A 26,284-nucleotide genomic window follows, 5' to 3' on the forward strand; every position below is an offset into this window, starting at 1 on the left:
TCGCCGAGATCCGGCCTCGATTGGTTCCGCCTAGCTCTTAGGCCGCGAAATCGAAATAGGCGACCACAGGCACGTGGTCGGAAGGCTTCTCCCACGCACGCACATGTTTTTCGATGGCCGTCGAGGTCATCCGGTCGGCTGCCTCCGGCGACAGCATCAGGTGATCGATGCGAATGCCGTTGTTCTTCGGCCATGCGCCGGCCTGATAATCCCAGAACGTATAGGCGGGCACCGCATCCGTCGTCGCGCGCACCGCATCCGTCAGCCCCAGGCTCTCGAGCCTGCGAAACGCCTCCCGCGTCTGCGGCAGGAACAGCGCGTCGTTTTCCCAAACCTTCGGGTCGAAGCAATCATGCGGCTCGGGGATGACGTTGTAGTCGCCGGCAAGGATCAGGATTTCCTCGTAAGCCAGCCGCTCGGCCGCGAACGTGCGTAGCCGCTCCATCCAGGCAAGCTTGTAGCTGTACTTCTCGGTCTCGACGGGATTGCCGTTCGGCAGATAGAGGCAGCAGACGCGTGCAACGCGATTGCCGGGGATCGAGAACACCGCTTCGAGAAAACGCGCCTGCTCGTCCAGCGGATCGCCCGGCAGTCCGCGCGTCACTTCGTCCGGCTTGGTCTTGGAGAGAATGGCGACGCCATTGAAACCCTTCTGCCCATGCGTTTCCACATGATAGCCGAGAGCCTCGATCTCCAGCCGTGGAAAGCCTTCGTCGACGGTCTTGATCTCCTGCAGGCAGGCGATGTCAGGGTTCGAATCCTTCAGCCACTGCGTGAGATTGTCGATGCGCGCCTTGACGCCGTTGATGTTCCAGGTCGCGATCTTCATTCTTTTGTCCCGTTCCGCGTTGACGTCTTCTTCTAGCGTGGTCTTGAGACAAGCGACAAGACGTTAAACCGGCCGGAAGGCAATCTTCGGCCGGTTCTGTGTGGATAGCGGGAGAGGGTGGTCAGATCGAGAAGCTGGTGCCGCAGCCGCAGCTGGCGACCGCGTTCGGGTTCTTGATCTGGAAGGACTGGCCGAGCAGGTTATCGACGAAATCGATCTCCGAGCCGGCCATGTAGATCAGCGACATGCTGTCGATCAGCACCTTCGCGTCGTTCTTCTCGACGATGATGTCGTCATCCTGGATGCCGTCGGTCAGGTCGAACTTGTAGGAAAAACCCGAACAGCCGCCGCCTTCGACGGAGACGCGCAGCGCGCTCTTGCCGGGGTCGCTGCCGACAATGGTGGCGATTCGCTTCGCAGCCGCGTCGGAAAGGGTTACACTTGCTTCGGTCATGTCTGCTCCTGCCGGGGTCAAGATCCGGAGAGAATAGTGGTCCAGCCATCAATATAAACGGCTGTTTTTCAATGCTATCGCGCCTTATATCATGAAAGCGAGGCCCGCGGCAAAGTGGGCGATACGTCGTCTCTTTGCCGTTTATGCTCTCTATAGGTATGAAGAGCATATGGCGGCGTCAATGGGCGTGAGCCTGGACATGGCGAGTGACGGTGAAGAATGACGATCGACAGACGTGCATTAGGCTTCGGTAACAGCGACAGGGCAATCTACGCGGCTGACCCGTGGACGACGCGTGGGCGGCTTTATCCCGAGAATTCCAGCCCGACGCGCTCGGACTTCCAGCGCGACCGCGACCGCATCGTCCACACGACCGCCTTCCGGCGCCTCAAGCACAAGACCCAGGTCTTCATCGCCCAGGATGGCGATCACTATCGCACGCGTCTCACGCACACGATCGAGGTCGCACAGATCGCCCGCGCGCTCGCAAGAGCGCTGAAGCTCGACGAGGATCTGGCCGAAGGCGTCGCCCTCGTGCACGATTTCGGCCACACGCCCTTCGGCCACACCGGCGAGGACGCGCTACACGAGGTGCTGTTGCCCTATGGCGGCTTCGACCACAATGCCCAGTCGCTGCGCATCGTCACCAAGCTCGAGCGCCGCTACGCCGATTTCGACGGCATCAACCTGACGTGGGAGAGCCTGGAAGGCCTGGTCAAACACAACGGCCCGCTTTTGACCAAGGACGGAACCGGCACGCGCGGCCCCGTGCCGCAGCCGATCCTCGATTACTGCGAGATCCACGATCTCCAGCTCGACACCTACGCCAGCCTGGAAGCCCAGGTTGCCGCGATCGCCGACGATATCGCCTACAATACCCACGACATCGATGACGGCCTGCGCTCGGGCTATCTCACTTTCGGCATGCTGGAGGATATTCCGTTCCTGGCCGGCCTGATGGCCGAGGTGAGGGAGCGCTATCCCACTCTGGAGCCGAGCCGCTTCACCCACGAAATCATGCGCCGCCAGATCACCCGCATGGTCGAGGATGTGATTTCCGTCGCCCAGGAGCGTCTTGCTGAAATCCGCCCCGAGAGCGCCGACGACGTCAGGCACGCCAACCGCGTGATCGCGACGTTCTCCGAGGGGATGGCCGAGACGGATAGGCAGATCAAGGCGATGCTCTTCAAGCGCATCTACCGCCATCCCGAGATCATGCGCATCCGCGCCGGCGCGGCCCAGATCGTCACCGACCTGTTTTCGGCCTACATGGCCAACCCCAAGGAGATGCAGAGCCACTATTGGGTGGATCACATCGCGGGGCTCGCCGAGGCGCCGAAGGCGCGCCATGTTGGCGATTATCTCGCCGGCATGACCGATACCTACGCCATCAGCGCCCACAGGCGATTGTTTGACCAGACTCCGGATTTGCGCTAGGCAGCGGTCGCTCGGCAAAGGCCGGGCGGATGCCGTGTGGCACAGCCTATGCATGGAAGAGTGCGATGAACCTTTTTACCGATTTCGAAGCCAGGATTAAAACCGCCCTTGAACAGATCGATCTGGTCAAGGAAAAGCGATCCGAGCTGGATTTCGGACGCATTGCCGTCGAGCCGCCGCGTGACGCGAGCCACGGCGATGTCGCGACCAATGCGGCGATGGTGCTTGCCAAGCCGCTCGGCACCAATCCGCGCGCGCTGGCCGAAATCATCACCGAAAAGTTGAAGGAAGATCCAGACGTCGCCGAAGTGTCGGTCGCGGGTCCCGGCTTCATCAACGTCAGGATCGCCGTCGGCTACTGGCAGCGCCTGCTGGCCTCGATGATCACTGCTGGCACAGACTACGGTCGCTCGACGATGGGTGAGGGCCGCAAGGTCAACGTCGAATACGTCTCGGCCAACCCGACCGGCCCGATGCACGTCGGCCATTGCCGTGGCGCCGTCGTCGGCGACGCGCTGGCCAACCTCTTGTCCTTCGCCGGCTTCGACGTCACCAAGGAATACTACATCAATGACGCCGGCTCGCAGATCGACGTCTTGGCGCGCTCCGTCTTCCTGCGCTACCGCGAGGCGCTCGGCGAAAAGATCGGCGAGATTCCGGCGGGCCTCTATCCGGGCGACTATCTCGTGCCCGTCGGCGAAGCGCTGGCGCGTGATTACGGCGTCAAGCTGCACAACATGCCCGAGGATCAGTGGATGCCGCTGGTCAAGGATCGCACCATCGATGCGATGATGGTGATGATCCGCGAGGATCTGGAGGCGTTGAACGTCCACCACGACGTGTTCTTCTCCGAGCGCACGCTGCACGCCAATGGCGCTGCCGCCATCCGCACGGCCATCAACGACCTGACCTTCAAGGGCCACGTCTACAAGGGCACGCTGCCGCCGCCGAAGGGCCAGCTGCCGGAAGATTGGGAAGACCGCGAGCAGACGCTGTTCCGCTCGACCGAAGTCGGCGACGACATGGACCGTCCGCTGATCAAGTCCGACGGCTCCTACACTTACTTCGCCGCCGACGTCGCCTACTTCAAGAACAAGTTCGATCGCGGCTTCAGCGAGATGATCTACGTGCTCGGCGCCGACCATGGCGGCTATGTCAAGCGCCTCGAAGCGGTCGCGCGCGGCGTGTCGGAAGGCAAGGCCAAGCTTACCGTTCTGCTGTGCCAACTGGTCAAGCTGTTCCGCGATGGCGAGCCGGTCAAGATGTCGAAGCGCTCGGGCGACTTCGTGACGCTCCGCGATGTGGTCGAGGAAGTCGGCCGCGATTCGGTGCGGTTCATGATGCTGTATAGAAAGAGCTCGGAGCCGTTGGACTTCGATTTCGCCAAAGTAACGGAACAGTCGAAAGACAATCCGGTCTTTTACGTACAGTACGCGCACGCCCGTTGCATGTCTGTCTTCAGGCAGGCCAAGGAGGCGTTTCCGGATCTCGACGTGTCGCCTGAGATCCTCGCCAAAGCCGTGTCCGGAATCTCGGATCCTGCGGAATTACAATTGGTTGCGAAGGTTGCCGAGTTCCCTCGGCTGGTCGAGGCGGCGGCTCAATCGCAAGAGCCGCATCGTGTCGTATTCTACCTCTATGATCTTGCCAGTTCTTTCCATGCACATTGGAATAAGGGCAAGGATCAGGTAGACTTACGATTTATTAACGATAAGAGCCGAGAGTCTAGTATTACCAGACTAGGGCTGGTGTACGCCGTTGCGTCCGTTTTGAAGTCGGGTCTTGCCATCGCAGGAACGGCTGCGCCGGAAGAGATGCGGTAGCGTCACCATTTACCCACAATGCGCTGGCACGAAACCTTTGCATTTGCGAGTGGATGAGTATGGCAGATAAACAGCGGGCGTATGACACGCGTAACGATGCGAACCTCTTTGCTGACGACGATCCCCTTGCGGAGCTTGCGCGTATCGTCGGTTTTGAGCCCCGTGTAGCGGCAAACACCGTCGAAGCGGCGCCAAGGCAGGAGCCTGCCTTCAATCTCGAAGACGAACTGCTGCGCGAGTTCGAGCGTTACGACGCTCCGACCGCGCCTGCAGTCGTCGATCATCCGATCGAGACGGCCTACGCTCAGCCTGAACCTGTACTCTACGCCGAGCCGGAGCCCGTTACTTACGACGAGCCCGAGCCGCACTACGAGCCCGCACAGCACTACGAGCCTGCGCAGCACTACGAGCAGGCGCCGCGCTACGAGGCCGAGCCGGTTCATTACGAAGCGCCAGTTGTCTCGGAACGGGTCGAAGACGAGGCCTTGCCTGTCATCGAGCAGTCGTCTGTCATCGAACAGCCCGATGCCCGCGCGATTCTCTCATCCGCCGATTGGGCGGCCAGCGTCTCGCGTCCCGCCGAGCCTGTCTCCGGCGGCGCTCGCGATCTGATCGAGGAACTCGAGCTTTCGATCAGCGCCGCGCCGACGCCGGTTCAGCCTGCCAAGGCCCCTCAGTGGTCGGCCGCAAGCATCCGCTTGCCGATCGCCAATTTTCATCCGTCTCGCCGCGAAGAGCCGGTCGCAGCGCCTGTTGCCGCTCCGGCACCTGTTGCTGCCGCCGAGCCCGTGCCAGCCGCGCCGCGCTTCGAAGCGCCGGCTGCCGCCAGCTTCCCCGCCGAGATCGATCGTCATGAGCCGTCGTTCGTCGTCGAGCAGCCGGTTGCCGAGCCGATCGTCGAAGCTGTCGTCGATCACAGTGCCTTCGATCTGGCTGCTGCAGCCAAGGATGGCGACGTCAAGGCCGATGCCGCACTGACGGAAGCCGTCACCGAGGTCGACGATATCGCCTTCGATATCGATGACCTCCTGGCCGATGTTTCGCAGTATCCGGTTACCGCTCGCGAAGCGGCACCCGTGGAAGCCCAGCCGGTCGTCCCGGTTGTCCACGCGTCGATCCCTGCACCGGCCTATGTGCCCGAGCTGCCCGTCGCCGTCGCTCCTGTAGCGGCAGCACCCGTAGCGCCTCGCTATGCACCCGAGCCGCAACCGGTCGCCGCCAAGGCAGCACCTGACGCGGAAGACCCGTTCGCCGGCCACGACTTCGAACTGGATCTCGAAGGCATCGAGCTTGAGCTCGCCGACCTGGATTTCGTCGAGCCCGTCTTGGCCGAGGAGATCGAGCAGCCGAAGCCGCAGCCTGTAGCAGCACCGGTGGCCTACCAGCCGGCAGTCCGCCAGCCGGAGCCTGTCGCGCAGCCGGCACCCGCACCGTATCAGCCATCCGCCCCGGCACAAGCTTATCAGGCACCGGCCTACCAGGCGCCCGCTTACCAGGCAGCCGCCCCGGTCTACCGTTCGCCTGAGCCCGCGGCGCCGTCCTACCGCGCGCCGGCACCTGCCGTCGACACGACGGAAGAGCTGCCCTTCGATCCGTCGATGATCTCCGATGCGGAGTATCAGATGGAAGCGGTCGAGATGCATGTCCCGACGCTGCCGCCGGTCGAAAAGCACGAACCCGTTCCCGCGATGTCGGATTTCGATTTCGACGTGGATTCGGAAATCGCCAACCTTCTGACCCCGGCCAAGCCGGTCGAAGCACCCGCAAAGCCGGCTCAGGACATCCGTGCCCGCGCCCAGGCGTCTGTTGCCGCCGTGGCATCCGTTGCACGGCCGCAGCCGTCGCAGCCGCAGGCCCAGAGCTTCGATGAATTCGAGCGCGCGCTGGAGGAAGATTTCCGCCGCAGCGTCAACGAGCCCGTGCAGCAGCGTCGCGAGACGGTGTCGGAAGTTCAGATCCAGTCGGCGAGCGACGCCGAGGATATGAGCCGCGCCCGCTCGATGAAGCGCATGCTGGCGGCAGCCGCTGCCATCGTCATTTTCGGCGGCGTCGCCTATGCCGGCTATTCCTTTTTGGCGCGCGACGGCGGCCTCGGTATCGCCACCGGCGAACCGCGCGTCATCGTGGCCGACAAGGATCCGGTCAAGGTCGTTCCGGAAAACCCGGGTGGCAAGACCGTTCCGAACCAGGACAAGGCTGTCTATGACAGCGTTGGTGGCGCGGCCACGGAGGCCCCGAAGCAGAAGTCGCTGGTATCAAGCGACGAGCAGCCGGTTGACGTCGTTCAGCGCACGCTGACGCCGGAAACGCTGCCTGAAGACAACGACGCGCCGATGCCATCCATGGCGACGCCCGTCGGCGACACCGAGGATCCGCGCCTGCTGCCGAACGATAGCGCCACCGATACGGCTGCTGCCGCTCCGTCGGATGCCGATCGTTCGCCGTCGGTCTCGGCCCGCAAGGTCCGCACCATGATCGTCAAGCCGGATGGCACGCTGGTCGCCCGCGACGAGCCGGCACCGGAGCCTGCAGCATCCTCGCTGCCGAAGCCCACCTCGGTGCAGACGCAGAAGATCGCCGCAGGTGGTGCATCGGCTTCCGCCCCGACCATCGAACAGCTGGCGTCCGCCGACATCCGCTCGACACCGGTCGAAGGTGCTACGCCGACTGCAAAGCAGACTTCCGAGAACGTGCTTGCCAAGGCCGCGGCGGCAACGCCTGACAGCGTCAACCCGCCGGTCCGTGCCGTCACCAGCACCAAGACCGACACCGCGCCGACCCCGGCATCGCGTCCTGGTGCTTCGGCTCTCGCACCTGCAACTGCAGCACCGGCACCAGCTGCCCAGGCACCGAAGGAAGTCGCGGCCGTTCCGCCGGCAGCGGCACAGGCCCAGCCGACGACTGCCGCTCCTGGCAGCTACGGCGTTCAGATCGCCTCCCTGCCGTCTGAAGCCGAAGCCAAGAAGTCCTATGCAAGCCTGTCGAAGAAGTTCGGCGGCGTACTGGCTGGCATGCCTTACGAAATCCGCAAGGCCGACATCGCAGGCAAGGGCACCTATTACCGCCTGCGCATCACTGCCGGTTCCAAGGACGAAGCAGCCGCGATCTGCGAAAAGTATCGCGCAGCCGGCGGCTCCTGCCTGATTTCGAAGTAAGTCTCGAAACCGAATTGATTGAGAGCGGCGGGGCCCACCCGCCGCTCTTTTCGTTTGTGGGCTCTCTTTTGTGCTCTTCTTTTTTGTGAATGGCAGTTGACGCTGCTCGCATTTCGCCAAGGCGTCTCTATGATTCGGGTATGACCGAATCAAAAGCGATGATCCTTGGCTGTAGCGGCCTTTCCCTGACGCCCGAAGAGAAGGCCTTCTACGCGGGCGAGCGCCCCTGGGGCTTCATCCTGTTTGGCCGCAATATTTCCGGACCGCAGCAGATCGCCGACCTCGTGGCCGAGATGCGCGAAAGCGTTGGCTGGCACGCGCCGGTGCTGATCGATCAGGAAGGCGGCCGCGTCCAGCGCATTCGCCCACCGATCCTGCCGCACTATCCTTCCGGCCAGCAATTGGGCGACCTCTACAGAGAGGCCCCGGAAAAGGGCAAGCGCGCGGCCTGGCTGATGTCGCGCCTGCATGCCTTCGATCTTTCGAAATTCGGCATCAACGTCGATTGCCTGCCTGTGCTGGATGTCCCTGTCGAAGGCAGCAGCAATGTCATCGGTAACCGTGCCTACGGCATGGACCCGAGGACGGTGACCGACATGGGCATTGCCGCATCCGAGGGCCTGAAGGCCGGCGGCGTTCTCTCCGTGATGAAGCACATGCCCGGCCACGGCCGCGGCTTTGCCGATTCCCACCACGAGCTCCCGGTCGTCCGCGTCTCGCGCGAAGAGTTGGAAGCCCATGACTTCCCGCCATTCATCGCCATGAAGGACGAACTGATGGCAATGACTTGCCATCTCGTCTTCACCGCGATCGACCCGGAAAATCCGGCCACCACCTCGCGCAAGGTCATCGACGGCATCATCCGCGAACATATCGGCTTCAAAGGCCTGTTGCTTTCCGATGATAGTTCGATGAACGCGCTGAGCGGCACGCTTGGCGAGCGGGCGGCGAATATCATTGCGGGTGGGTGCGATATCGTGCTGCATTGCAATGGCCATATGGACGAGATGCTTGAGGTGGTCGCCAACGTGCCGCTGCTGCAAGGTGGAGCGCTCGAACGTGCCAAGCGCGTAGAGCAGGGGTTCCCGACGGCCGATGGCGCGGATGAGGCCGCGATCCGCGCCGAATTCGATGCGATGTTTGCGACGGTCTGATCGCGAAAGGAACGAGACGACGTGACGACGACGACAAAGGCTCAGGAGCGCCCGCAGACATCGGCAACGCCGATGGACAAGCTGTGGCAGGACGGTGGCGTCGACCGCGCCTCGACGGATCCTGCGCTGTTGATCGATGTCGCCGGCTTCGAAGGCCCGCTCGACCTGCTTCTCCATCTGGCCCGCACCCAGAAGGTCGATCTGTCCCGCATTTCCGTGCTGGCGCTCGCCGAGCAATATCTATTGTTCATCGACAGCGCCCGCCGCATCCGCATCGAGCTTGCGGCGGATTATCTCGTCATGGCGGCATGGCTCGCCTACCTGAAGTCGCGCCTGCTCATTCCGCAGCAAGTGAAGGACGACGGCCCCTCGGGCGAGGAAATGGCGGCGTCGCTGGCGTTTCGCCTGAAGCGCCTGGAAGCGATGCGTGAGGCGGCCGGCAGCCTCGTCAACCGCAACCGTCTCGGTCGCGACGTGCTTGCCCGTGGCGCGCCCGAGCATATCCCCGATCGCCACCAATCCGCCTACGACGCCAGCCTCTACGATCTGCTGACCGCCTACGCGTCGCTGCGCCAGCGTCAGGCAGTGACGCAGGTCACGATCGCGCGCCGCACGGTCTGGTCGCTCACTGAAGCGCGTGAATTGCTGACCCGCCTTATCGGTGAGATCGGCGACTGGACGGCGCTCGAGCAGCATATCCTGACCTACATGGTTTCGCCCGAAGACCGGGTGACGGCGATCGCCAGCGCCTTTGCCGCGTCGCTCGAGCTCGCACGCGAAGGCAAGATCGAAATCCGTCAGGAAGGCGTTTTCGAACCGATCTACATGCGGCGTGGACCCAACCATGCCACGGTGCAGGTCGTCGAACAGGAGCTGCCGGCGTGAGCGATCTGGAAGACACCGATCTGGAAAATGGCGACGCCGAGCGCGACACCGACCGTACCGGCGATGACACCGTCCACGACGAGAGCGAGGCCGCGCGCATCGCCGAGGCTCTCGTTTTCGCTTCGGCTCAGCCCGTGTCGGAAGCCTTCATCAGTGATCGCCTGCCTAGGGCATTCGACGTGCGCGCCATCATGCTGCGGCTGCAGCAGGAATACGCCCATCGCGGCGTCAATCTGGTCAGGGTCGACGATGCCTGGGCGTTCCGCACGGCCGCGGACCTCTCCTTCGTCATCCGCCGCGATGAAAACGAGGTGCGCAAGCTCTCGCGCGCCGCACTCGAGGTTCTCGCCATCATCGCCTATCACCAGCCGGTGACGCGCGCCGAGATCGAGGATATCCGAGGCGTGCAGACATCGCGCGGCACGCTCGATGTCTTGATGGAAGCCGGTTGGGTGCGTTTTCGCGGTCGCCGCCGCACGCCGGGGCGTCCTGTTACCCTCGGCACGACGCGCGACTTCCTCGATCATTTCGGGCTGGAAGAACTGCGCGACTTGCCGGGTATCGAGGAATTGAAGGGGGCAGGGCTGCTCTCGGGCCGCATCCCGGCCAATTTCAACATTCCGTCGCCGTCGATGAACGATGAGCTGACAGAGGACGAGGACCCCATCACGCAGATGGATCTCGAGGAACTGGGCCTTCTTGCGCCCGGCGGCGCGACCGAGGAATAGCCGGCTCCGTGTCTTTGTTTCGCCACTGGAAGCGAAAACAATTGTCTTCACGACTTTTCGACCGGGGACTATCTTGTCACGATGGTCGATACCGTGACATTAAGCGTCTATCTACGGGGAATAGATGTTGGATTTGGTGTCGGGTATTCTTACATCAATAGGGCATCACAACAGGAGTTAGCGTAATGGGTTCTTTTAGCATGTGGCACTGGCTGATCGTTCTGGTCATCGTGCTGTTGCTTTTCGGTCGCGGCAAGATTCCGGAACTGATGGGCGATGTTGCCAAGGGCATCAAGAGCTTCAAGAAGGGCATGACCGACGAGGACGCGCCCGAAACTTCGAGCACGACCACTGCAGGCAAGACCGTCGATCACAAGGCCGACGAAACGAAGTAACCACGTCCGGGCAGCGCCGCCCCCGCGTTTCCCGTTCAGGAGCCTTGAATGTTCGATATTGGCTGGACCGAGCTGCTTGTCATCGCGGTCGTATTGATTGTCGTGGTGGGTCCCAAGGATCTGCCCCCGATGCTTCGTGCTTTCGGCAAGATGACGCAGCGCGCCCGCAAGGTCGCCGGCGAATTCCGTGCCCAGTTCGACGAGGCGCTGCGCGAAGCCGATATGGACGACGTGCGCCAGACGCTGAGCGACGCGCAGAAGCTCAATCCCGTCAACACGCTGCGCGAGGCAATGAACCCGCTTCGCCAGATGGGCAACGAGATCAAGGCCGATCTCCAGCGCTCGACAACGGTCGATAGCAAGACGGAAGCGCCGCTTGGTCTTATGCCGGCGCCTGAGGTTGCACCGACCGAGACGCCTGCAGTCATGCCGGCTCCGACGCCGGTACCTGCTGCGTCGGCCGCCGTGCCCGAGGCTGCCGCGGCAAAGCCCGCTCGCAAGCCCCGCGCCAAGGCCGCCGACAAGGCGGACGCTGTTGCCGCTGCCGCGGTGACGCCGGCCGAAAAGCCGAAGCGTGCGGCTGCCAAGGCGGCTCCGGCTCCTGCAAGCGCTGCGCCAGCCAAGGCTGCTCCCGCAAAGAAGACGGCCGCCGCCAAGCCGGCAGCTGTCGCCACGGCCGCGCCGAAGAAGCCGGCGGCGAAGAAAAAGAAAGATGAAGCATGAGCGGTGATATCGAAGACAAGCCGCAGCCGTTGATCGAGCACCTGATGGAGCTGCGCACGCGGCTCATGTGGTCGATCGGCGCCTTCTTCGCTGCCTTCATCGTCTGCTTCATTTTCGCCAAGCATCTCTTCAATGCGCTGGTCTTCCCTTACAAATGGGCGGTCCAGTGGGCGCATCTCGATGTCTCCAAGGCGCAGCTGATCTACACGGCGCCGCAGGAGTTTTTCTTCACGCAGGTGAAGGTCGCGATGTTCGGTGGTCTCGTGATCGCCTTTCCGATCATCGCCGCACAGATCTACAAGTTCGTGGCCCCCGGCCTCTACAAGAACGAGCGTTCGGCCTTCCTGCCGTTCCTGATCGCCTCTCCGATCCTGTTCCTGATGGGCGCGGCACTCGTCTATTTCTTCTTCACGCCGATGGTCATGTGGTTCTTCCTGACCATGCAGCAGGCGCCGGGTGAGGGCGACGTCGCCATCTCGCTCCTCCCGAAGGTCTCTGAATATCTCAGCCTCATCATGACGCTGGTCTTCTCCTTCGGCCTGGTTTTCCAGCTTCCCGTCATCACCACGCTGCTCGCCCGTGTCGGCCTGCTGACGTCGGACTGGCTGCGCGAGAAGCGCAAGTTCGCGATCGTGCTTGCCTTCATCGTCGCAGCGGTGCTGACCCCGCCCGATCCGATGTCCCAGATCGGCCTTGCGCTGCCGACCATCATTCTCTACGAGATTGCCATCTACGCGGCGCGACTCGTGGAACGCCAGCGTGCTCGCGATGCGGCCACCGAGGCTGAAGGGTCCCAGGACGTTGCCAAGACGGACAACGTCTAGCGTCACCGCAATTCCTCGATGAGCGCTTTCCAATATCCGGTCGGGGCCCGGTCAGGCTTTGGCCGGGTCATCCTTTTTGTAACGACCTGGAACGACGATGCTCGATATCAAATGGATCCGTGAGAATCCCGAAGCCCTCGACGCGGCACTTGCCAAGCGTGGTGCCGAGCCCCTGTCCGAAAGCCTGATCGCGCTGGACGAGAAGCGCCGCACGGCCGTTCAGAAGGTCCAGGACATGCTGTCCCGCCGCAACGCCGCCTCCAAGGAGATCGGTGCTGCCATGGCGCAGAAGAACACCGAGCTCGCCGAGAAGCTGAAGGCCGAGGTCGCCGATCTCAAGGTCTTGCTGCCGGCCGCCGAAGAAGACGATCGCGCTTTCTCCGAAGAGCTGAACGACGCCCTCTCGCGCATCCCCAACGTCCCCCATGACGACGTCCCCGTCGGCAAGGACGAGGCCGACAACGTCGTCACCCGCGTCACCGGCGAAAAGCCGCGTTGGAACCATACGCCGAAGGAACACTACGAAATCGGCGAAGCCCTCGGCTACATGGATTTCGAAACCGCCGCCAAGCTCTCCGGCTCGCGCTTCACCGTCCTGACCGGCCCGCTGGCAAGGCTGGAGCGGGCGCTCGGCCAGTTCATGATCGACCTGCACACAAGCGAGCACGGCTACACCGAAGTGAGCTCGCCGCTGATGGTGCGCGCCGAAGCACTGTTCGGCACCGGCAACCTGCCGAAGTTCGAGGAAGACCTCTTCAAGACGACCGACGGCCGCTACATGATCCCGACCGCCGAGGTCACGCTCACCAACCTCGTGCGTGAGGAAATCCTCGAGCATGACAAGCTTCCGCTGCGCTTCACCGCGCTCACCCCGTCCTTCCGCTCGGAAGCAGGTTCGGCCGGCCGCGACACGCGCGGCATGCTGCGCCAGCATCAGTTCTGGAAGTGCGAGCTGGTCTCGATCACCGACGCCGAAAGCTCGATCGCCGAGCATGAGCGCATGACGGCTTGCGCCGAGGAGGTCTTGAAGCGCCTTGGCCTGCATTTCCGCACGCTGACGCTCTGCACCGGCGACATGGGCTTCGGCTCGCGCAAGACCTACGATCTCGAGGTCTGGCTGCCCGGCCAGAACACCTACCGCGAAATCTCGTCCTGCTCGGTCTGCGGCGATTTCCAGGCGCGGCGCATGAACACGCGTTATCGCGGCAAGGAAGACAAGACCAACCGCTTCGTTCACACGCTGAACGGCTCCGGCACTGCCGTCGGCCGCTGCCTGATCGCGGTTCTGGAAAACTATCTGAACGAGGATGGTTCTGTGACCATCCCCGACGTGCTGGTACCCTACATGGGCGGCCTGACGAAGATCGAAAAGGCGGCCTGAGACCATGCGCATTCTGCTTACCAACGACGACGGCATTCACGCGGAAGGCCTTGCGGCGCTGGAGCGGATTGCGCGCACACTCTCCGACGATGTCTGGATCGTCGCGCCCGAGACCGACCAGAGCGGTCTTGCGCATTCGCTGAGCCTGTCGGAGCCGCTGCGTCTGCGCAAGATCTCCGACAAGCACTTCGCGCTGCGCGGCACGCCGACCGATTGCGTCATCATGGGCATCAAGCAGGTGATGGAGATCAAGCCCGATCTCGTACTGTCAGGCGTCAACGCCGGTTCGAACGTGGCTGACGACGTCACCTATTCGGGCACGATCGCCGGCGCCATCGAAGGCACGATGCAGGGCGTACGCTCCTTTGCGTTGAGCCAGGCTTACATTCGCGAAGGCGACCAGCGCATCCTTCCCTGGGAAGTCTGCGAGACGCATGCGCCGGCGCTGCTCAACAAGCTGATGTCGGTCGATCTGCCCGAGGGCACTTTCCTCAATCTCAATTTCCCGAACTGCGCGCCAGACGAAGTCGAGGGCACTGAGGTGACCGCGCAGGGCAAGCTCGCCTTCAATCTGGAGGTCGATGCCCGCGCCGATGGTCGTGGCTTCCCCTATTACTGGCTGAAGTTCGGCGAGCGCGCCGGCGCCTTCGTTGACGGCACCGATGTCAACGCGCTCAAGAATAGAAAGATTTCGGTAACGCCTTTGAAACTGGATCTGACCGATTATTCCGTACAGGACCGCGTGGCGCGGGCGCTTTCGGGTACGGAGTAAATCGCATTGGCGGCACGTCTGGTGGAGAAGGAAGAGTTTGCGGCACTCGTTTTGAGGCTGCGGGCCGAAGGCGTGTCCGATCTTGATCTGCTGACGGCGGTCGAGCAGGCGCCGCGCTCGCTCTTCGTGCCGCCGCAGTTCGCCCAACAGGCCTATTCCAGCCGCACGATCCCCATTGAATGCGGCTCCTTCCTCGAAGGCGTCGATTTCGCCGTCCGCGTCCTGCATCACCTGAGAGTGAAGCCCGGCCAGCGTGTGCTGGAAGTAGGCACCGGCAGCGGTTTCATGACCGCTGTGATCGCCCGCATGGCCGAGCGCGTGCTCACCATAGACCGGTACAAGACGCTGACCTCGAACGCCCAGAAGCGTTTCGAAACGCTCGGCATCCGCAACATCATCGTTCGCCAAGCCGATGGCAGCGCCGGCCTGCAGGGCGAGGGCACCTTCGACCGTATCCTGGTCACCGCCGCCTTCGAGAGCATGCCGCGCTTCTATGCCGACCAGCTGGTTTCCGGCGGTTCGATGATCGCGCCGCTGATCATCTCCGAGACCGAATGTCGCCTCGTTCGCCTGACCAAGACCGGAAGTCGCTTCGAGCGGGAAGAGTTATTCAACTCCCCATACCTGCCGATTGTTCCGCGCGTCGCCTCGCAACTCTGATTGCGTCGTCGCTATGGTTAGCGATTTGTCAAAAAACGCAAGCTGATGTTTCCGCCTTAACCGGTTGGTAATGCTAACGCGCTTTAATCATACCCACAAATGGTTGCGTTATTCAGTGGGTCGAGTGTCATGCGTTTCAGCGTTTCGCCTAAGTTCGGGAAGTCTGCCGGTAATGCCCTGATCGTGGCTCTCCTGGCGAGTGCTGCATCAGGTTGCAGTTCCGATGTGACACGTTTCGGCGGTCTGTTTTCTTCGTCCGGTCAGGACCAGATGACGACAAATTCCATTCCTCGTCGGAGCATGAGCGGCCTTCAGGCTGACCCAGTGCCGCAGGCGGACATGCAGGGCGGCGCGATGCAGCCCAACTATGCCAACAACAATCAGGCGATGAACCAGCCCTATCCGAGCCAGCAGTCGACCTACGGCTCGAGCGCTCGCATGGCATCCGCGCCGGTTTCCGTTCAGCGCTCCGAGCTTGCCGCTCCCGGCGCCGTGTCGCAGGCCCCCGTATCCGCTGCTCGCGAAAAGCAGGTTGCCCTCGCTCAGCCGTTCCCGGCCGCCAACGCGCCGCAGCATTCCAGCCAGGTCATCGTTCCGCCGAAGCGCAACGCCGACAACATCGTCACGGGCTCGACGCCGAAGGTCTCCGGCTGGTCCTCGACCAACGCTCCCTCGGTCACCATGCGTCCCGGCGAGAGCGTCGCGATCCTCGCCAACCGCTACGGCGTTCCTGAAAAGGAAATCCTGCGCGCCAACGGCTTGAAGAGTGCCGCCGCCGCAAGGCCCGGCCAGACCATCCTGATCCCGACCTTCAACGGCGGCAACGCCGCCAAGGCCGCCGCGCAGTCGAACGACCTTGCGAAGGGTGGTCAGGCGCCGCAGCCGGCTCGTGGCCAGGAACAGAACCTCGCGGTAATTCCGAATGGCTCGAACGCCTCGCGTGACAAGTCGATGGCAAGTGCCGACCAGTCCGGCAAGGCGCCCGTCGGCGCCGGCCCGAAGGGCGCGGGCGGCACCTACGTCGTCAAGTCGGGTGACTCGCTTGCCAAGATCGCCAAGGCGACCGGCAACAGCATCGACGACATCAAGGCCGCCAACAACCTCACGGCCGGCTCGATCCGCATCGGTCAGGAACTGAACATCCCGAACGGCAGCGGCTCAGCCGACACCATTAAGACGGCGTCGATCCAGCCGAAGGCCGAGCCAAAGCCCGCCGCACAGCCGGCATCCGCGCCGGAAACGGCCGCAGCCCAGCCCGCCACCTACAAGGCGCCGGTCGCCACCGAAAGCGTCAGCGACGCCGCCAAGAAGGAAGTGGCATCGGCAGCACCTGAAGCCACCGGCATCGGCAAGTATCGCTGGCCGGTCCGTGGTGCCGTGATCGCCGCCTACGGCGCCAACGTCAACGGCAGCCGCAACGATGGTATCGACATCTCGGTTCCGCAGGGCACGGCCATCAAGGCAGCTGAAAACGGCGTCGTCATCTACGCCGGCAACGGCCTCAAGGAACTCGGCAACACCGTCCTCGTTCGCCACGACGACGGCACCGTCACCGTCTACGGCAATGCCGACACGCTGAGCGTGACGCGCGGCCAAAAGATCCAGCGCGGCCAGACGGTCGCGGTGTCAGGCATGAGCGGCAACGTCAAGCAGCCGCAGGTTCACTTCGAAGTCCGCAAGGACGCGACGCCAGTGAACCCGATGACTTTCCTCGAGTAGGTTGGGCCTCGAGTAGGGTAGGCCTCGAGTAGGTCAAGAGTTTCCTCGAATAGGTATTGTGTATCGAGGACAATGCAAAAGCCCGGCAGATGCCGGGCTTTTGTCGTTTCAGGCAATCGTGAAACAGCCATCAGGCTCTGTCGAGCGCGATCCGCTTCCGGCCCGCGAGGTCCTGGATATACTGCCAGGCGACGCGGCCCGAGCGGGCGCCGCGCGTCGTTGCCCATTCCAACGCTTCCGCATGCAGCGTCTCGCGGTCGAGCGGCAGCTTGAAGTGGGCGGCATAGCCGTCGATCATCGTCAGATAGTCGTCCTGGCTGCACTTGTGGAAGCCGAGCCACAGCCCGAAACGGTCTGACAGCGACACCTTCTCCTCGACAGCCTCCGACGGGTTGATCGCCGTCGACTGCTCGTTCTCCATCATGTGGCGCGGAAGGAGGTGGCGACGGTTGGAGGTCGCATAGAACAGCACATTTTCCGGCCGTCCCTCGACACCGCCATCGAGCGCCGCCTTCAGCGACTTGTAGGCCGTGTCGTCGTGGTCGAAGGAAAGGTCGTCGCAGAAGACGATGACCCGGTGCGGCGTGTCCTTCAGGAGGTCGAGCAGTGTGGGCAGGCTGGCGATATCCTCGCGGTGCACCTCGACCAGCTTCAGCGAGACGCCGCTGTCGCGTCTGACATCTTCGTGAACGGCCTTCACCAGCGACGACTTGCCCATGCCCCGCGCGCCCCACAGAAGCACGTTGTTGGCTGCATAGCCCTCGGCGAAGCGCACCGTGTTTTCATGCAGGATATCGCGTACGCGATCGACGCCGCGGATCAGCGCCAGCGCCACGCGGTTGGGGCGGGCAACAGGCTGCAGATGCTGGCGGGCAGGGGCCCAGACAAAACAGTCGGCCGCGTTCCAGTCGTTGATGGCGGGCGGCGGTCCCGCCAGCCGTTCCACGGCATCGGCAAGGCGGCGCAGTTCGCCGAGAATGATGCTGTTGACGTCTTCGGCCATGGCCTTTTCTCCTTGGGGCGTATGCGGCTGTGTGGCAATTGCTTTTCGTAGTCGGGTAGCATGGCCTTTTATACGCGGAAAGGTTATTAGGCAGCGGAATCGGTACGGTTTTCGGCTGTTTCAGTTGCAATCGCAAAGACCATAATTATAGTCCGGCCACCGAGAAAAAAGGCGACAATCCGCCTCCGGAAAAGTTTGAGGAGATTAGCATGTTCATCACCCCGGCATTCGCCCAGGCCACTGACACCGCGGCGTCGCCGTTCGGTTCCGGCTTCGAAATGATCATCCTGTTCGTGCCGCTGATGGTCGTCTGGTATTTCCTGCTCATCCGTCCGCAGCGCGCCCAGGCCAAGAAGCGCGACGAAGCCCTGAAGGCGATCCGTCGCGGCGATCAGGTCGTCACATCAGGCGGTCTCGTCGGCAAGGTCACCAAGGTGATTGACGAAAAAGAAATCGAAGTCGAAATTGCTGATGGCGTGCGCGTTCGCATCGTCCGCACCGGCGTCACCGAGATCCGCGTCAAGGGCGAGCCCGTAAAGGCAGACGCCGCATAATCACACGCATATCCCACGAACCGGATCACCCGGATCTGACATAGTCGAGAGAAAATGCTTCATTTTTCCCGCTGGAAGACCCTTCTGATCTGGTTTGTGGTGCTGGTGGCCGTGTTGATAGCGGCCCCCAATTTTCTGCCGGTCGGCCAGTCCGGCCTGCTGTCTTCCTGGCTGTCCAAGCACCGCGTCGTGCTGGGCTCCGATCTTCGCGGCGGCACGCACGTCGTCTTCGAGGTCGACCGCGCCGATGTCGCGCGGCAGAAGCTGGTTGCCACCGTCGGCGAGATCAGCCGCTCCTTGCGCCAGGCCAATATCCGTTACACCGGGCTTACGGGCAACGACCAGACGGTCACCGTCAAGATCACCGATCCCGCGCAGGTCGACGCCGCCGTCGCCGCGCTGAAAAATCTAACCTCGACACAAGGTGTCACGCTCAAACAGAGCAATAGCGGCGACCTCACGATCGAGATCGCGGATGCCGCCATCGACGCAGCCATTTCAAAGGCGCAGGCCCAATCCGTCGACATCGTCGGCCGCCGCATCGCCGGCCTTGGCAACCCGGATTTCGCGATCAAGCCCGAGGGCGCCGATCGTCTTGATGTCCAGGTCTTCGGCGTCATCGATGCCGAGCGTCTGAAGAACATTCTCAACGAGCCCGCCAAGCTCTCCGTGCGCATGCTCGACGAAACCATGTCGGGGCAGGACGCGGTCAACGGCCGCTGGCCGGCGAGCTCCGAGGTTCTCTATTCGCTGGATGATCCGCCGGTTCCCTATCTCGTGGACCGTACCGATTTCATCACCAGCGCCAATATTGTCGATGTCCAATCCTTCGCGGATGCGCAGGCCGACACGGTGGCGATCCGCTACGCGCTCGACGCCGAAGGCACCAAGCGCCTGGCGGAGAAGACGCAGCAGCACGCCGGCGGCCACCTCGCCATCATCTTCGACGATCAGGTCATGGCATCGCTCCCGATCAGCGCGCCGATCCTCGACGGCAAGGGCGAGATCCCGGTCAGCTACACTGAGCAAGGGGCGAGCGATCTCGCCCTCATGCTGCGCGCCGGCGCTCTTCCGGCGACACTGACGACGGTCGAGGAGCGCACGGTAAGCCCGGCGCTCGGCGCGGAATCGGCGCGGGCAGGGCTCGTCGCCGGCATCGTCGCGGCCATCCTGGTCATCGGCCTGATGTTTGGCTTCTATCGCGGCCTCGGCCTGATCGCCGCTTTGTCGCTGCTCCTGAACCTCATCCTCATCCTCGCGGTGATGAGCCTCATCGGCGCCACGCTCACCTTGCCGGGGATCGCCGGCATCGTGCTCATCATGGGCATGGCGGTTGACGCCAATGTCCTGATCTACGAGCGCATCCGCGACGAGGCGAAAACCGGCCGGCCGTTCTTCGAGGCGATCGACTACGGTTTCTCCCGCGCCATCATGACGATCCTCGACGCTAACGTCACCATCTTCATCGCCGCCGTCATCCTCTATTTCCTCGGCAACGACGCCGTGCGCGGCTTTGCCGTCACGCTCGCCGCCGGCATCCTAACCACCATCTTCACGGCCGTCACGCTCACCCGCTGGATCGTCGTCACCTGGCTGCATCGCCGTCATCCCCGGCATCTGCCGAAGGATGTCCACACCGGCATCTTCGACCGCGCCAACATCCGCTTCATGGGCATCCGCCGCTACGTGTTCACCGCATCGGCCGCCCTTTGCGTCGCGGCCATGCTGGGCTTCGCGGCGGTCGGAATGCATCTCGGCATCGATTTCGCCGGCGGTTCGATCATCGAAGTGAAGGCCAAACAAGGCCCTGCCGACCTTGAGGATATCCAGGCTCGCTTAGGCGATCTGCCGATCGGCGACATCCTTGCCCGCAGGCTGGCCGATCCTGCCGGCGCGCTGATCCAATTGGAAGCGCAGGGCGGCGGCGAGAATGCCGAACAGTCGGCGGTCACGCTGGTACGCGACGAACTCGCCAACGATTATGATTTCCGCCGCGTCGAAGTGGTCGGCCCCGCCATCTCCGGCGAACTCACGCGCGCCGCCTCGCTCGGCGTGCTCGCGTCGCTCCTCGTCATCCTCGTCTATATCTGGATGCGCTTCGAGTGGCAGTTCGCCGTCGGCGCCATCGTCGCCACGCTGCACGACATCATCCTGATCCTCGGGCTCTTCGTGCTGACGGGCATCGAGTTCAACCTGACCAGCGTCGCCGCCCTTTTGACCATCATTGGCTATTCGCTCAACGATACCGTCGTGGTCTACGACCGTATGCGCGAAAACCTGAAGCGTTACCGCAAGATGCCGCTGCCGATCCTGATCGATGCGTCGATCAACCAGACGCTGTCGCGCACCGTGCTGACCGCCGCCACCACCATGCTGGCCCTGCTCGCGCTGGCGATCTTCGGCGGCGAGGTCATCCGCTCCTTCGCCTTCATCATGTTGGCTGGCGTTGCCATCGGCACGTTTTCCTCCATCTACATTGCTGCACCGGTGCTGATCGTCTTCAAGCTCCGCCCGGATGCGCTCGATAACGATAACGACAAGAAAGTACCGGAACCGGCCGCCCAGACCGGCAAGCCGGCAGTGTGAGAATATGGCAAGAGGCATTGAAATACGCGAAGCGCATTTTCCCGGTCGCGCTCCGATCGATACCTACGGGAACGGCGGCTTCCGCTTCGCCGACATGTCGCATCGCGGCTCCATCCTCTGCCTGCCGTCGGGCATCCACGGCTGGAACATGGACGCGACCATGCCGCTGTCGATCGAAAACCTGCAGCGCGTCCTGAACGAGGCGTCCGAGATCGAATTCCTGCTGCTCGGCACCGGCGTCGACATGCGCCCGATCCCGGCTGACCTCAAGGCTGCGCTGAAGGGCGCCGGCATTTCCTCGGATTCGATGAGCACGGGTGCGGCGGTGCGCACCTTCAACATCATGCTGATGGAATCGCGTGCCGTCGCAGCGGCGCTGATCGCGGTCTGACGCATGGCCGATCAATCCTCGACGAACCAGGACATCTGCCTGGCGATGCTGCGCGACAGCGATCGCGACCGCTATCTCGCCTGCCTCCTGTCTCCCGAAGACAAACGCGGCGCGCTGGCGGCGCTTTATGCCTTCAACGCCGAACTCGCCCGCATCCGCGATCTCGTGCACGAGCCGCTTCCCGGTGAAGTGCGCATGCAATACTGGCGCGATCTTCTGGAGGGAACCGCGCACGGCTCCACCGAGGCCAACCCGCTGGCTGCCGCGTTGCTGGCCGCAATCGAGGCGCATCGCCTGCCGCGCAAGACATTGTCGGATATGATCGACGCCCGCATCTTCGACCTCTACGACGATCCGATGGAATCGCGCGGCGCGCTGGAAGGCTATGCCGGCGAAACCGCCTCGGCGCTGATCCAACTCGCAAGCCTGATCCTGTCGCCCGAGGAAGCGGCGCAGTCGGCCGAAGCCGCCGGCCATGCCGGTGTCGCCCAGGCGATCGCGGGATTGCTGCTCTTGATGCCGCTCCATCGACACCGCGGCCAGATCTACATCCCGCTCGAGATCCTTGCCGCGACCGGACTTGACCGTGACAGCTTTCTGGCTGGCGAAGACAAGGCGCGCATCTCGGCCGCCGTCGAGGCCTTCGCCGGCCTCGGCCGCGACCATCTCGCGAAAGCGCGCAAGGTCGCGATCCCGCAACCGGTCTTCCCGGCCTTCCTGCCCGCATCTCTCGCAGCGCCAGTGTTGTCGAAAGCGCAGAAGCTGGGGGCGGGGCTGTTCGATCGCTCCGCGCAGCAGCCGCAATGGCGCCGCCAGATCGGCATGACCGTGGCGCTGATGCGCAAGAAAATCTGAGGCTCGTTCAAACTCGCGCAAGCCTCGCGCGTTATAGCTGTCATCATCGCTTGCTTTGAATGGAGTGTGACGTGAGCATAATGATCTGGGCCACTCTTTTCGTGATGCTCGTCATCGTGGCCTTCATCGCCGTGCGCATGTCGGCGAAGCATGAGGAGCAGGGCCTGCACGATACCGGCCTTGCCATCATCGAGTTCAACCGCGCCTTCCCGACCGAAGCGATACGCTCGCTGCAGGCGACGGCCAACGGCCAGGTGGTCTTCGTTCGCCTGCACGACAACAAGGCCGGCTTCATGCGCAGCATGCAGCGCCATTACTCCTGCCAGGTCATCCAGCCGGGCAGGGTGCGCGTTCAGAGCTCCGATAGCGGCAAGGGGCTGACTGTCGATTTCCTCGATACGCCGCACCAGAACGGCACCTTCGAATTCGCCTCGCCGAAGGAAGCCTCCGAAGTCGCCCTCTGGCTGCTCGGCAACTACGTCGCCGAACCCGATCGCGAACTGCCGCTGGCCGACCCGACCGCCGCAAACCACCGCTAAAGCGCGCCCGATTTCCAATCGAGCAATGCCCGGCCATGCGCCGGGCTTTTGACGTTTTTCCGACCGCGCTACCTCTTTCGTGTCATATTGCCTTAGTCCTCAAAGTGGAGCATGTTTCGCGCACTCAGCGAAACCTTGTGAATTTTCCTACAACTTATTGGAGGTAATTATGCTTGCCATCAACGACATTGCTCCAGATTTCGAGGCGCAGACGACCGAAGGCACGATCAATTTTCACGATTGGATCGGCAGCTCCTGGGCGGTCCTGTTTTCGCATCCCAAGGATTTCACGCCGGTCTGCACCACGGAACTCGGTTACATGGCGAAGATCAAGCCGGAGTTCGACCGGCGCGGCGTCAAGATCATCGGCCTCTCCGTCGATCCGCTGGATCGCCACGACGGCTGGATGAACGACATCGAGGAAACGCAAGGCACGCGCCCCAACTACCCGATGATCGCCGACGTCGATTTCAACGTCTCCAAGCTCTATCACATGCTGCCGGCAGCCGTGTCGGGTGATCCGACCGTCCGCACCGCAGCCGACAACCAGACCGTTCGCAACGTCTTCGTCATCGGTCCCGACAAGAAGATCAAGCTGATCCTCGTCTACCCGATGACGACGGGCCGCAACTTCGACGAAGTCATCCGCGTCATCGACTCGCTGCAGCTGACCGCCAAGCACAAGGTCGCGACGCCGGCGAATTGGCAGAACGGCGGCGACGTCATCATCGCCGGCTCGGTCTCCGACGAAGACGCTAAGAAGCAGTACCCTGACGGCTGGGTGTCGCCCAAGCCCTACATCCGCATCGTGCCGCAGCCGAAGGGCTAAGCACAGGAGGCGAAGATGATCTTCCGTCAGCTTTTCGACCCCGCATCCAGCACCTACTCCTACCTGATGGCAAGCAGGCGGGGCGGGGAGGCGCTGATCATCGATCCTGTGCTTGAAAAGGTCGATCGTTACCTGCAGCTCATCCACGAACTCGACCTGAAGCTGGTCAAGGCCGTGGACACGCATCTGCATGCCGATCACATCACCGGTCTTGGCGCCTTGCGCGACAAGACCCACTGCACCACGGTTATGGGCGAGCAGACCAAGGCCGATGTCGTCTCGATGCGCCTATCCGACAATGACAGGCTGACCATCGAGGGCCTGTCGCTTGATGTCATCTATACGCCCGGTCATACCGACGATAGCTACAGCTTCGTCCTTCCCGACCGTGTCTTCACCGGAGACACGCTGCTGATCCGCGGCACCGGCCGCACCGATTTCCAGAACGGCGATCCGCGCGCCCAGTTCGAGTCTATCTTCGGCCGCCTGCTGAAGCTGCCCGATACGACGCTGGTCTATCCTGCCCACGACTACAAGGGCGACACGGTGTCGACGATCGGCGAGGAGAAGGCCTTCAACCCGCGTCTGCAGGTGCGCTCGGCCGATGAATATGCTGATCTGATGAACAATCTGAAGCTTGCCAATCCGAAGATGATGGACGTGGCGGTACCGGCCAACATGAAGATCGGCATGGATCACCACGACGTCGATAGCCACGGATGGTCATTGAGCGTCGGGCAGGTCTTCGATCTGATGGGCCGGCCCGATGTCGCGCTGATCGACCTGCGCGAGGACAGCGAACGCCAGCGCCACGGCGTCATCCCGTCATCGCTGCATTTTCCCTATCCGGCGCTCGCTGAAAGCATCAGCGCCGGCGGCGTTCTGCATGAACTCGGCGTATCCACCACCAAGCGCCTGGTCTTCTACTGCGCCTTCGGCGAACGCTCCGCCATGGCCGTCCAGGCCGCGCACGACGCCGGCATCGCATCCGCATGCCACATCGAAGGCGGCATCGACGCCTGGAAGAAGGCCAATGGGCCGGTCACCCACTGACCTGTCTTAGCTTGTGAACAAAGCGGCCCGATCAGGCCGTCTTCGCCACCGGCACCGTATCGCCGAGCCACGTCGCGCAGTCGCTCAGCGCCCGCTTGGCAATCAACTGACGCTTCATGATCGTCTTGTCCTTGCCGCGAAAGCGCTTTACGCCCTCCGGCTTGACGATCGAGCCCGGCTCGAGTTCCGGAAACAGGCCGAAATTGATGTTCATCGGCTGGAAGGAGCGCTTGCCCGGTTCCTCGTCGTTACTGATATGCCCGCCGGTGATATGGCCGAGCAGCGAGCCGAGCGCCGTCGTGACAGGTGGCAACGATACCGTCTCGCCCTTGCGTTCGGCAGCCGCGAACCGACCCGCGAGCAAGCCGACGCTGGCGCTTTCGACATAGCCCTCGCAGCCGGTGATCTGGCCCGCGAAGCGCAGGCCCGGACGCGACTTCAGCGTCAGCGAACCGTCGAGGAGCGTCGGCGAGTTGATGTAGGTGTTGCGGTGCAGGCCGCCGAGACGCGCGAACTCCGCGTTCTGCAGCCCCGGGATCATCTTGAGGATCTCGGTTTGCGCGCCGTATTTCAGCTTCGTCTGGAAGCCGACCATGTTGTAGAGCGTGCCGAGCGCGTTGTCCTGGCGCAGCTGCACGACGGCATAGGCCTTGACCGTCGGATTATGCGCATTGGTGAGCCCCATCGGCTTCATCGGTCCATGGCGCAGCGTCTCGCGGCCGCGCTCGGCCATGATCTCGATCGGCAGGCAGCCGTCGAAATAGGGCGTGCCTTCCCATTCCTTGAACCCGACCGTGTCGCCGGCGATCAGCGCGTCGACGAAGGCATTGTACTGCGCTTCGTCCATCGGGCAGTTGATGTAGTCCTTGCCCGTGCCGCCGGGGCCGACCTTGTCGTAGCGCGACTGATACCAGCAGATATCCATGTCGATGCTCTCGCGATAGACGATCGGCGCGATGGCATCGAAGAAGGCGAGCGCATCGGCACCAGTCTCGGCCTGGATGGCGCTCGCAAGCGACGGCGCCGTCAGCGGGCCGGTGGCGACGATCGCCAGATCCCACTCCTTTGGCGGAAGACCGGTGATCTCCTCGCGCACGACGGTGATGAGCGGATGACCATGCACCGCCCGGGTGACGGCTTCCGAAAACCCGTCGCGATCGACAGCCAGCGCGCCGCCGGCCGGCACCTGGTGCTTGTCGGCGCAGGCCATAATCAGCGATCCCGCCATGCGCATTTCCGCATGAATGACGCCGACGGCATTGGCGGTCGCGTCGTCCGAGCGGAAAGAGTTGGAACAGACGAGCTCGGCCAGATGGTCCGTCTTGTGAGCATCGGTGCCGCGCACGCCGCGCATCTCGTGCAGGATGACGGGAACACCGGCGTTTGCGATCTGCCACGCGGCTTCGGAGCCCGCGAGCCCGCCGCCGACGACGTGGATGGGAGAATGGGAAGAGGTCTTTGTCATGCGCGGCTGATTATCACGCCGCGCCATCACAGCAAACTGGATATTGTCAGCAAACTGGATATTGGCAGGA

General features: G+C 62.9%; 24 protein-coding genes. 20 read left to right on the plus strand and 4 right to left on the minus strand.

Going from position 1 to position 26,284, the window contains the following annotated elements; all coding sequences use genetic code 11:
- Positions 1-37: 37 nt before the first annotated feature.
- Positions 38-829: an exodeoxyribonuclease III gene (gene xth, locus J5286_RS08505; RefSeq protein ID WP_112979587.1), complete on the minus strand. Its 792-nt coding sequence runs from the start codon at positions 827-829 to the stop codon at positions 38-40.
- 121 nt (positions 830-950) lie between these two features.
- A complete protein-coding gene (gene erpA, locus J5286_RS08510; RefSeq protein WP_113199549.1) occupies positions 951-1,283 on the minus strand; it encodes an iron-sulfur cluster insertion protein ErpA in 333 nt (110 codons plus the stop codon).
- Positions 1,284-1,502: 219 nt separating this feature from the next.
- On the opposite strand from erpA, the gene J5286_RS08515 reads away from it, so the two are divergent.
- The 13 genes from J5286_RS08515 (at position 1,503) to J5286_RS08575 (ending at position 16,939) form a co-directional block, all read left to right on the plus strand.
- Complete coding sequence (locus J5286_RS08515; RefSeq protein ID WP_209189929.1) at positions 1,503-2,720, plus strand: deoxyguanosinetriphosphate triphosphohydrolase; 1,218 nt, start codon at positions 1,503-1,505, stop codon at positions 2,718-2,720.
- A gap of 65 nt (positions 2,721-2,785) precedes the next feature.
- Positions 2,786-4,543: an arginine--tRNA ligase gene (gene argS, locus J5286_RS08520; RefSeq protein ID WP_209189930.1), complete on the plus strand. Its 1,758-nt coding sequence runs from the start codon at positions 2,786-2,788 to the stop codon at positions 4,541-4,543.
- A gap of 59 nt (positions 4,544-4,602) precedes the next feature.
- Complete coding sequence (locus J5286_RS08525) at positions 4,603-7,698, plus strand: SPOR domain-containing protein (RefSeq protein ID WP_209189931.1); 3,096 nt, start codon at positions 4,603-4,605, stop codon at positions 7,696-7,698.
- Positions 7,699-7,838: 140 nt separating this feature from the next.
- Entirely contained in the window at positions 7,839-8,852 is a 1,014-nt protein-coding gene (gene nagZ / locus J5286_RS08530) for a beta-N-acetylhexosaminidase (RefSeq protein ID WP_209189932.1), read from the plus strand.
- Positions 8,853-8,924: 72 nt separating this feature from the next.
- On the plus strand, positions 8,925-9,737 hold the full coding sequence (locus J5286_RS08535) for a segregation and condensation protein A (RefSeq protein WP_209189968.1): 813 nt from the start codon (positions 8,925-8,927) through the stop codon (positions 9,735-9,737).
- Between the two features lie 20 nt (positions 9,738-9,757).
- Positions 9,758-10,465, plus strand: coding sequence for an SMC-Scp complex subunit ScpB (scpB, locus tag J5286_RS08540; RefSeq protein ID WP_209189969.1), 708 nt, complete (start codon positions 9,758-9,760; stop codon positions 10,463-10,465).
- 185 nt (positions 10,466-10,650) lie between these two features.
- Positions 10,651-10,860 (plus strand): twin-arginine translocase TatA/TatE family subunit, encoded by a 210-nt coding sequence (locus J5286_RS08545; RefSeq protein WP_209189933.1) that lies wholly within the window; start codon positions 10,651-10,653, stop codon positions 10,858-10,860.
- A 48-nt stretch (positions 10,861-10,908) separates the two neighbouring features.
- The gene (gene tatB / locus J5286_RS08550) at positions 10,909-11,583 is read left to right on the plus strand and encodes a Sec-independent protein translocase protein TatB (protein ID WP_209189934.1); all 675 of its coding nucleotides are present in this window, start codon (positions 10,909-10,911) and stop codon (positions 11,581-11,583) included.
- A complete protein-coding gene (gene tatC, locus J5286_RS08555) occupies positions 11,580-12,407 on the plus strand; it encodes a twin-arginine translocase subunit TatC (protein ID WP_209189935.1) in 828 nt (275 codons plus the stop codon). The genes tatB and tatC overlap by 4 nt, the downstream gene beginning before the upstream one ends.
- Positions 12,408-12,504: 97 nt before the next feature.
- The gene (gene serS / locus J5286_RS08560) at positions 12,505-13,788 is read left to right on the plus strand and encodes a serine--tRNA ligase (protein ID WP_047510179.1); all 1,284 of its coding nucleotides are present in this window, start codon (positions 12,505-12,507) and stop codon (positions 13,786-13,788) included.
- A 4-nt stretch (positions 13,789-13,792) separates the two neighbouring features.
- Positions 13,793-14,560: a 5'/3'-nucleotidase SurE gene (gene surE / locus J5286_RS08565; RefSeq protein ID WP_111561384.1), complete on the plus strand. Its 768-nt coding sequence runs from the start codon at positions 13,793-13,795 to the stop codon at positions 14,558-14,560.
- 6 nt (positions 14,561-14,566) lie between these two features.
- Positions 14,567-15,220, plus strand: coding sequence for a protein-L-isoaspartate(D-aspartate) O-methyltransferase (locus J5286_RS08570; RefSeq protein ID WP_113199541.1), 654 nt, complete (start codon positions 14,567-14,569; stop codon positions 15,218-15,220).
- A 129-nt stretch (positions 15,221-15,349) separates the two neighbouring features.
- On the plus strand, positions 15,350-16,939 hold the full coding sequence (locus J5286_RS08575) for a peptidoglycan DD-metalloendopeptidase family protein (RefSeq protein ID WP_209189936.1): 1,590 nt from the start codon (positions 15,350-15,352) through the stop codon (positions 16,937-16,939).
- 130 nt (positions 16,940-17,069) lie between these two features.
- Here J5286_RS08575 and J5286_RS08580 read toward each other — a convergent pair whose 3' ends face one another.
- Entirely contained in the window at positions 17,070-17,942 is an 873-nt protein-coding gene (locus tag J5286_RS08580) for an ATP-binding protein (RefSeq protein ID WP_209189937.1), read from the minus strand.
- 209 nt (positions 17,943-18,151) lie between these two features.
- On the opposite strand from J5286_RS08580, the gene yajC reads away from it, so the two are divergent.
- The 7 genes from yajC to J5286_RS08615 all read left to right on the plus strand — a co-directional run bounded on the left by yajC (position 18,152) and on the right by J5286_RS08615 (position 24,749).
- Entirely contained in the window at positions 18,152-18,496 is a 345-nt protein-coding gene (gene yajC, locus J5286_RS08585) for a preprotein translocase subunit YajC (protein ID WP_209189938.1), read from the plus strand.
- Between the two features lie 54 nt (positions 18,497-18,550).
- The gene (secDF, locus tag J5286_RS08590) at positions 18,551-21,082 is read left to right on the plus strand and encodes a protein translocase subunit SecDF (RefSeq protein WP_209189939.1); all 2,532 of its coding nucleotides are present in this window, start codon (positions 18,551-18,553) and stop codon (positions 21,080-21,082) included.
- Positions 21,083-21,086: 4 nt separating this feature from the next.
- Positions 21,087-21,473 (plus strand): Mth938-like domain-containing protein, encoded by a 387-nt coding sequence (locus J5286_RS08595; RefSeq protein ID WP_018900073.1) that lies wholly within the window; start codon positions 21,087-21,089, stop codon positions 21,471-21,473.
- 3 nt (positions 21,474-21,476) lie between these two features.
- Positions 21,477-22,328, plus strand: coding sequence for a phytoene/squalene synthase family protein (locus J5286_RS08600; RefSeq protein ID WP_209189940.1), 852 nt, complete (start codon positions 21,477-21,479; stop codon positions 22,326-22,328).
- A gap of 71 nt (positions 22,329-22,399) precedes the next feature.
- Positions 22,400-22,867: a hypothetical protein gene (locus J5286_RS08605; protein ID WP_026283291.1), complete on the plus strand. Its 468-nt coding sequence runs from the start codon at positions 22,400-22,402 to the stop codon at positions 22,865-22,867.
- A gap of 169 nt (positions 22,868-23,036) precedes the next feature.
- Positions 23,037-23,696 (plus strand): peroxiredoxin, encoded by a 660-nt coding sequence (locus tag J5286_RS08610; RefSeq protein ID WP_112941449.1) that lies wholly within the window; start codon positions 23,037-23,039, stop codon positions 23,694-23,696.
- Between the two features lie 15 nt (positions 23,697-23,711).
- Entirely contained in the window at positions 23,712-24,749 is a 1,038-nt protein-coding gene (locus J5286_RS08615; protein WP_209189941.1) for an MBL fold metallo-hydrolase, read from the plus strand.
- A 31-nt stretch (positions 24,750-24,780) separates the two neighbouring features.
- Here J5286_RS08615 and trmFO read toward each other — a convergent pair whose 3' ends face one another.
- Complete coding sequence (trmFO, locus tag J5286_RS08620) at positions 24,781-26,214, minus strand: methylenetetrahydrofolate--tRNA-(uracil(54)-C(5))-methyltransferase (FADH(2)-oxidizing) TrmFO (RefSeq protein WP_209189942.1); 1,434 nt, start codon at positions 26,212-26,214, stop codon at positions 24,781-24,783.
- Positions 26,215-26,284: the final 70 nt, after the last annotated feature.

Origin of the sequence: Rhizobium sp. 16-488-2b, from assembly GCF_017741815.1 — a bacterium.
In the GTDB taxonomy this organism is placed as follows: Bacteria; Pseudomonadota; Alphaproteobacteria; order Rhizobiales; family Rhizobiaceae; genus Rhizobium.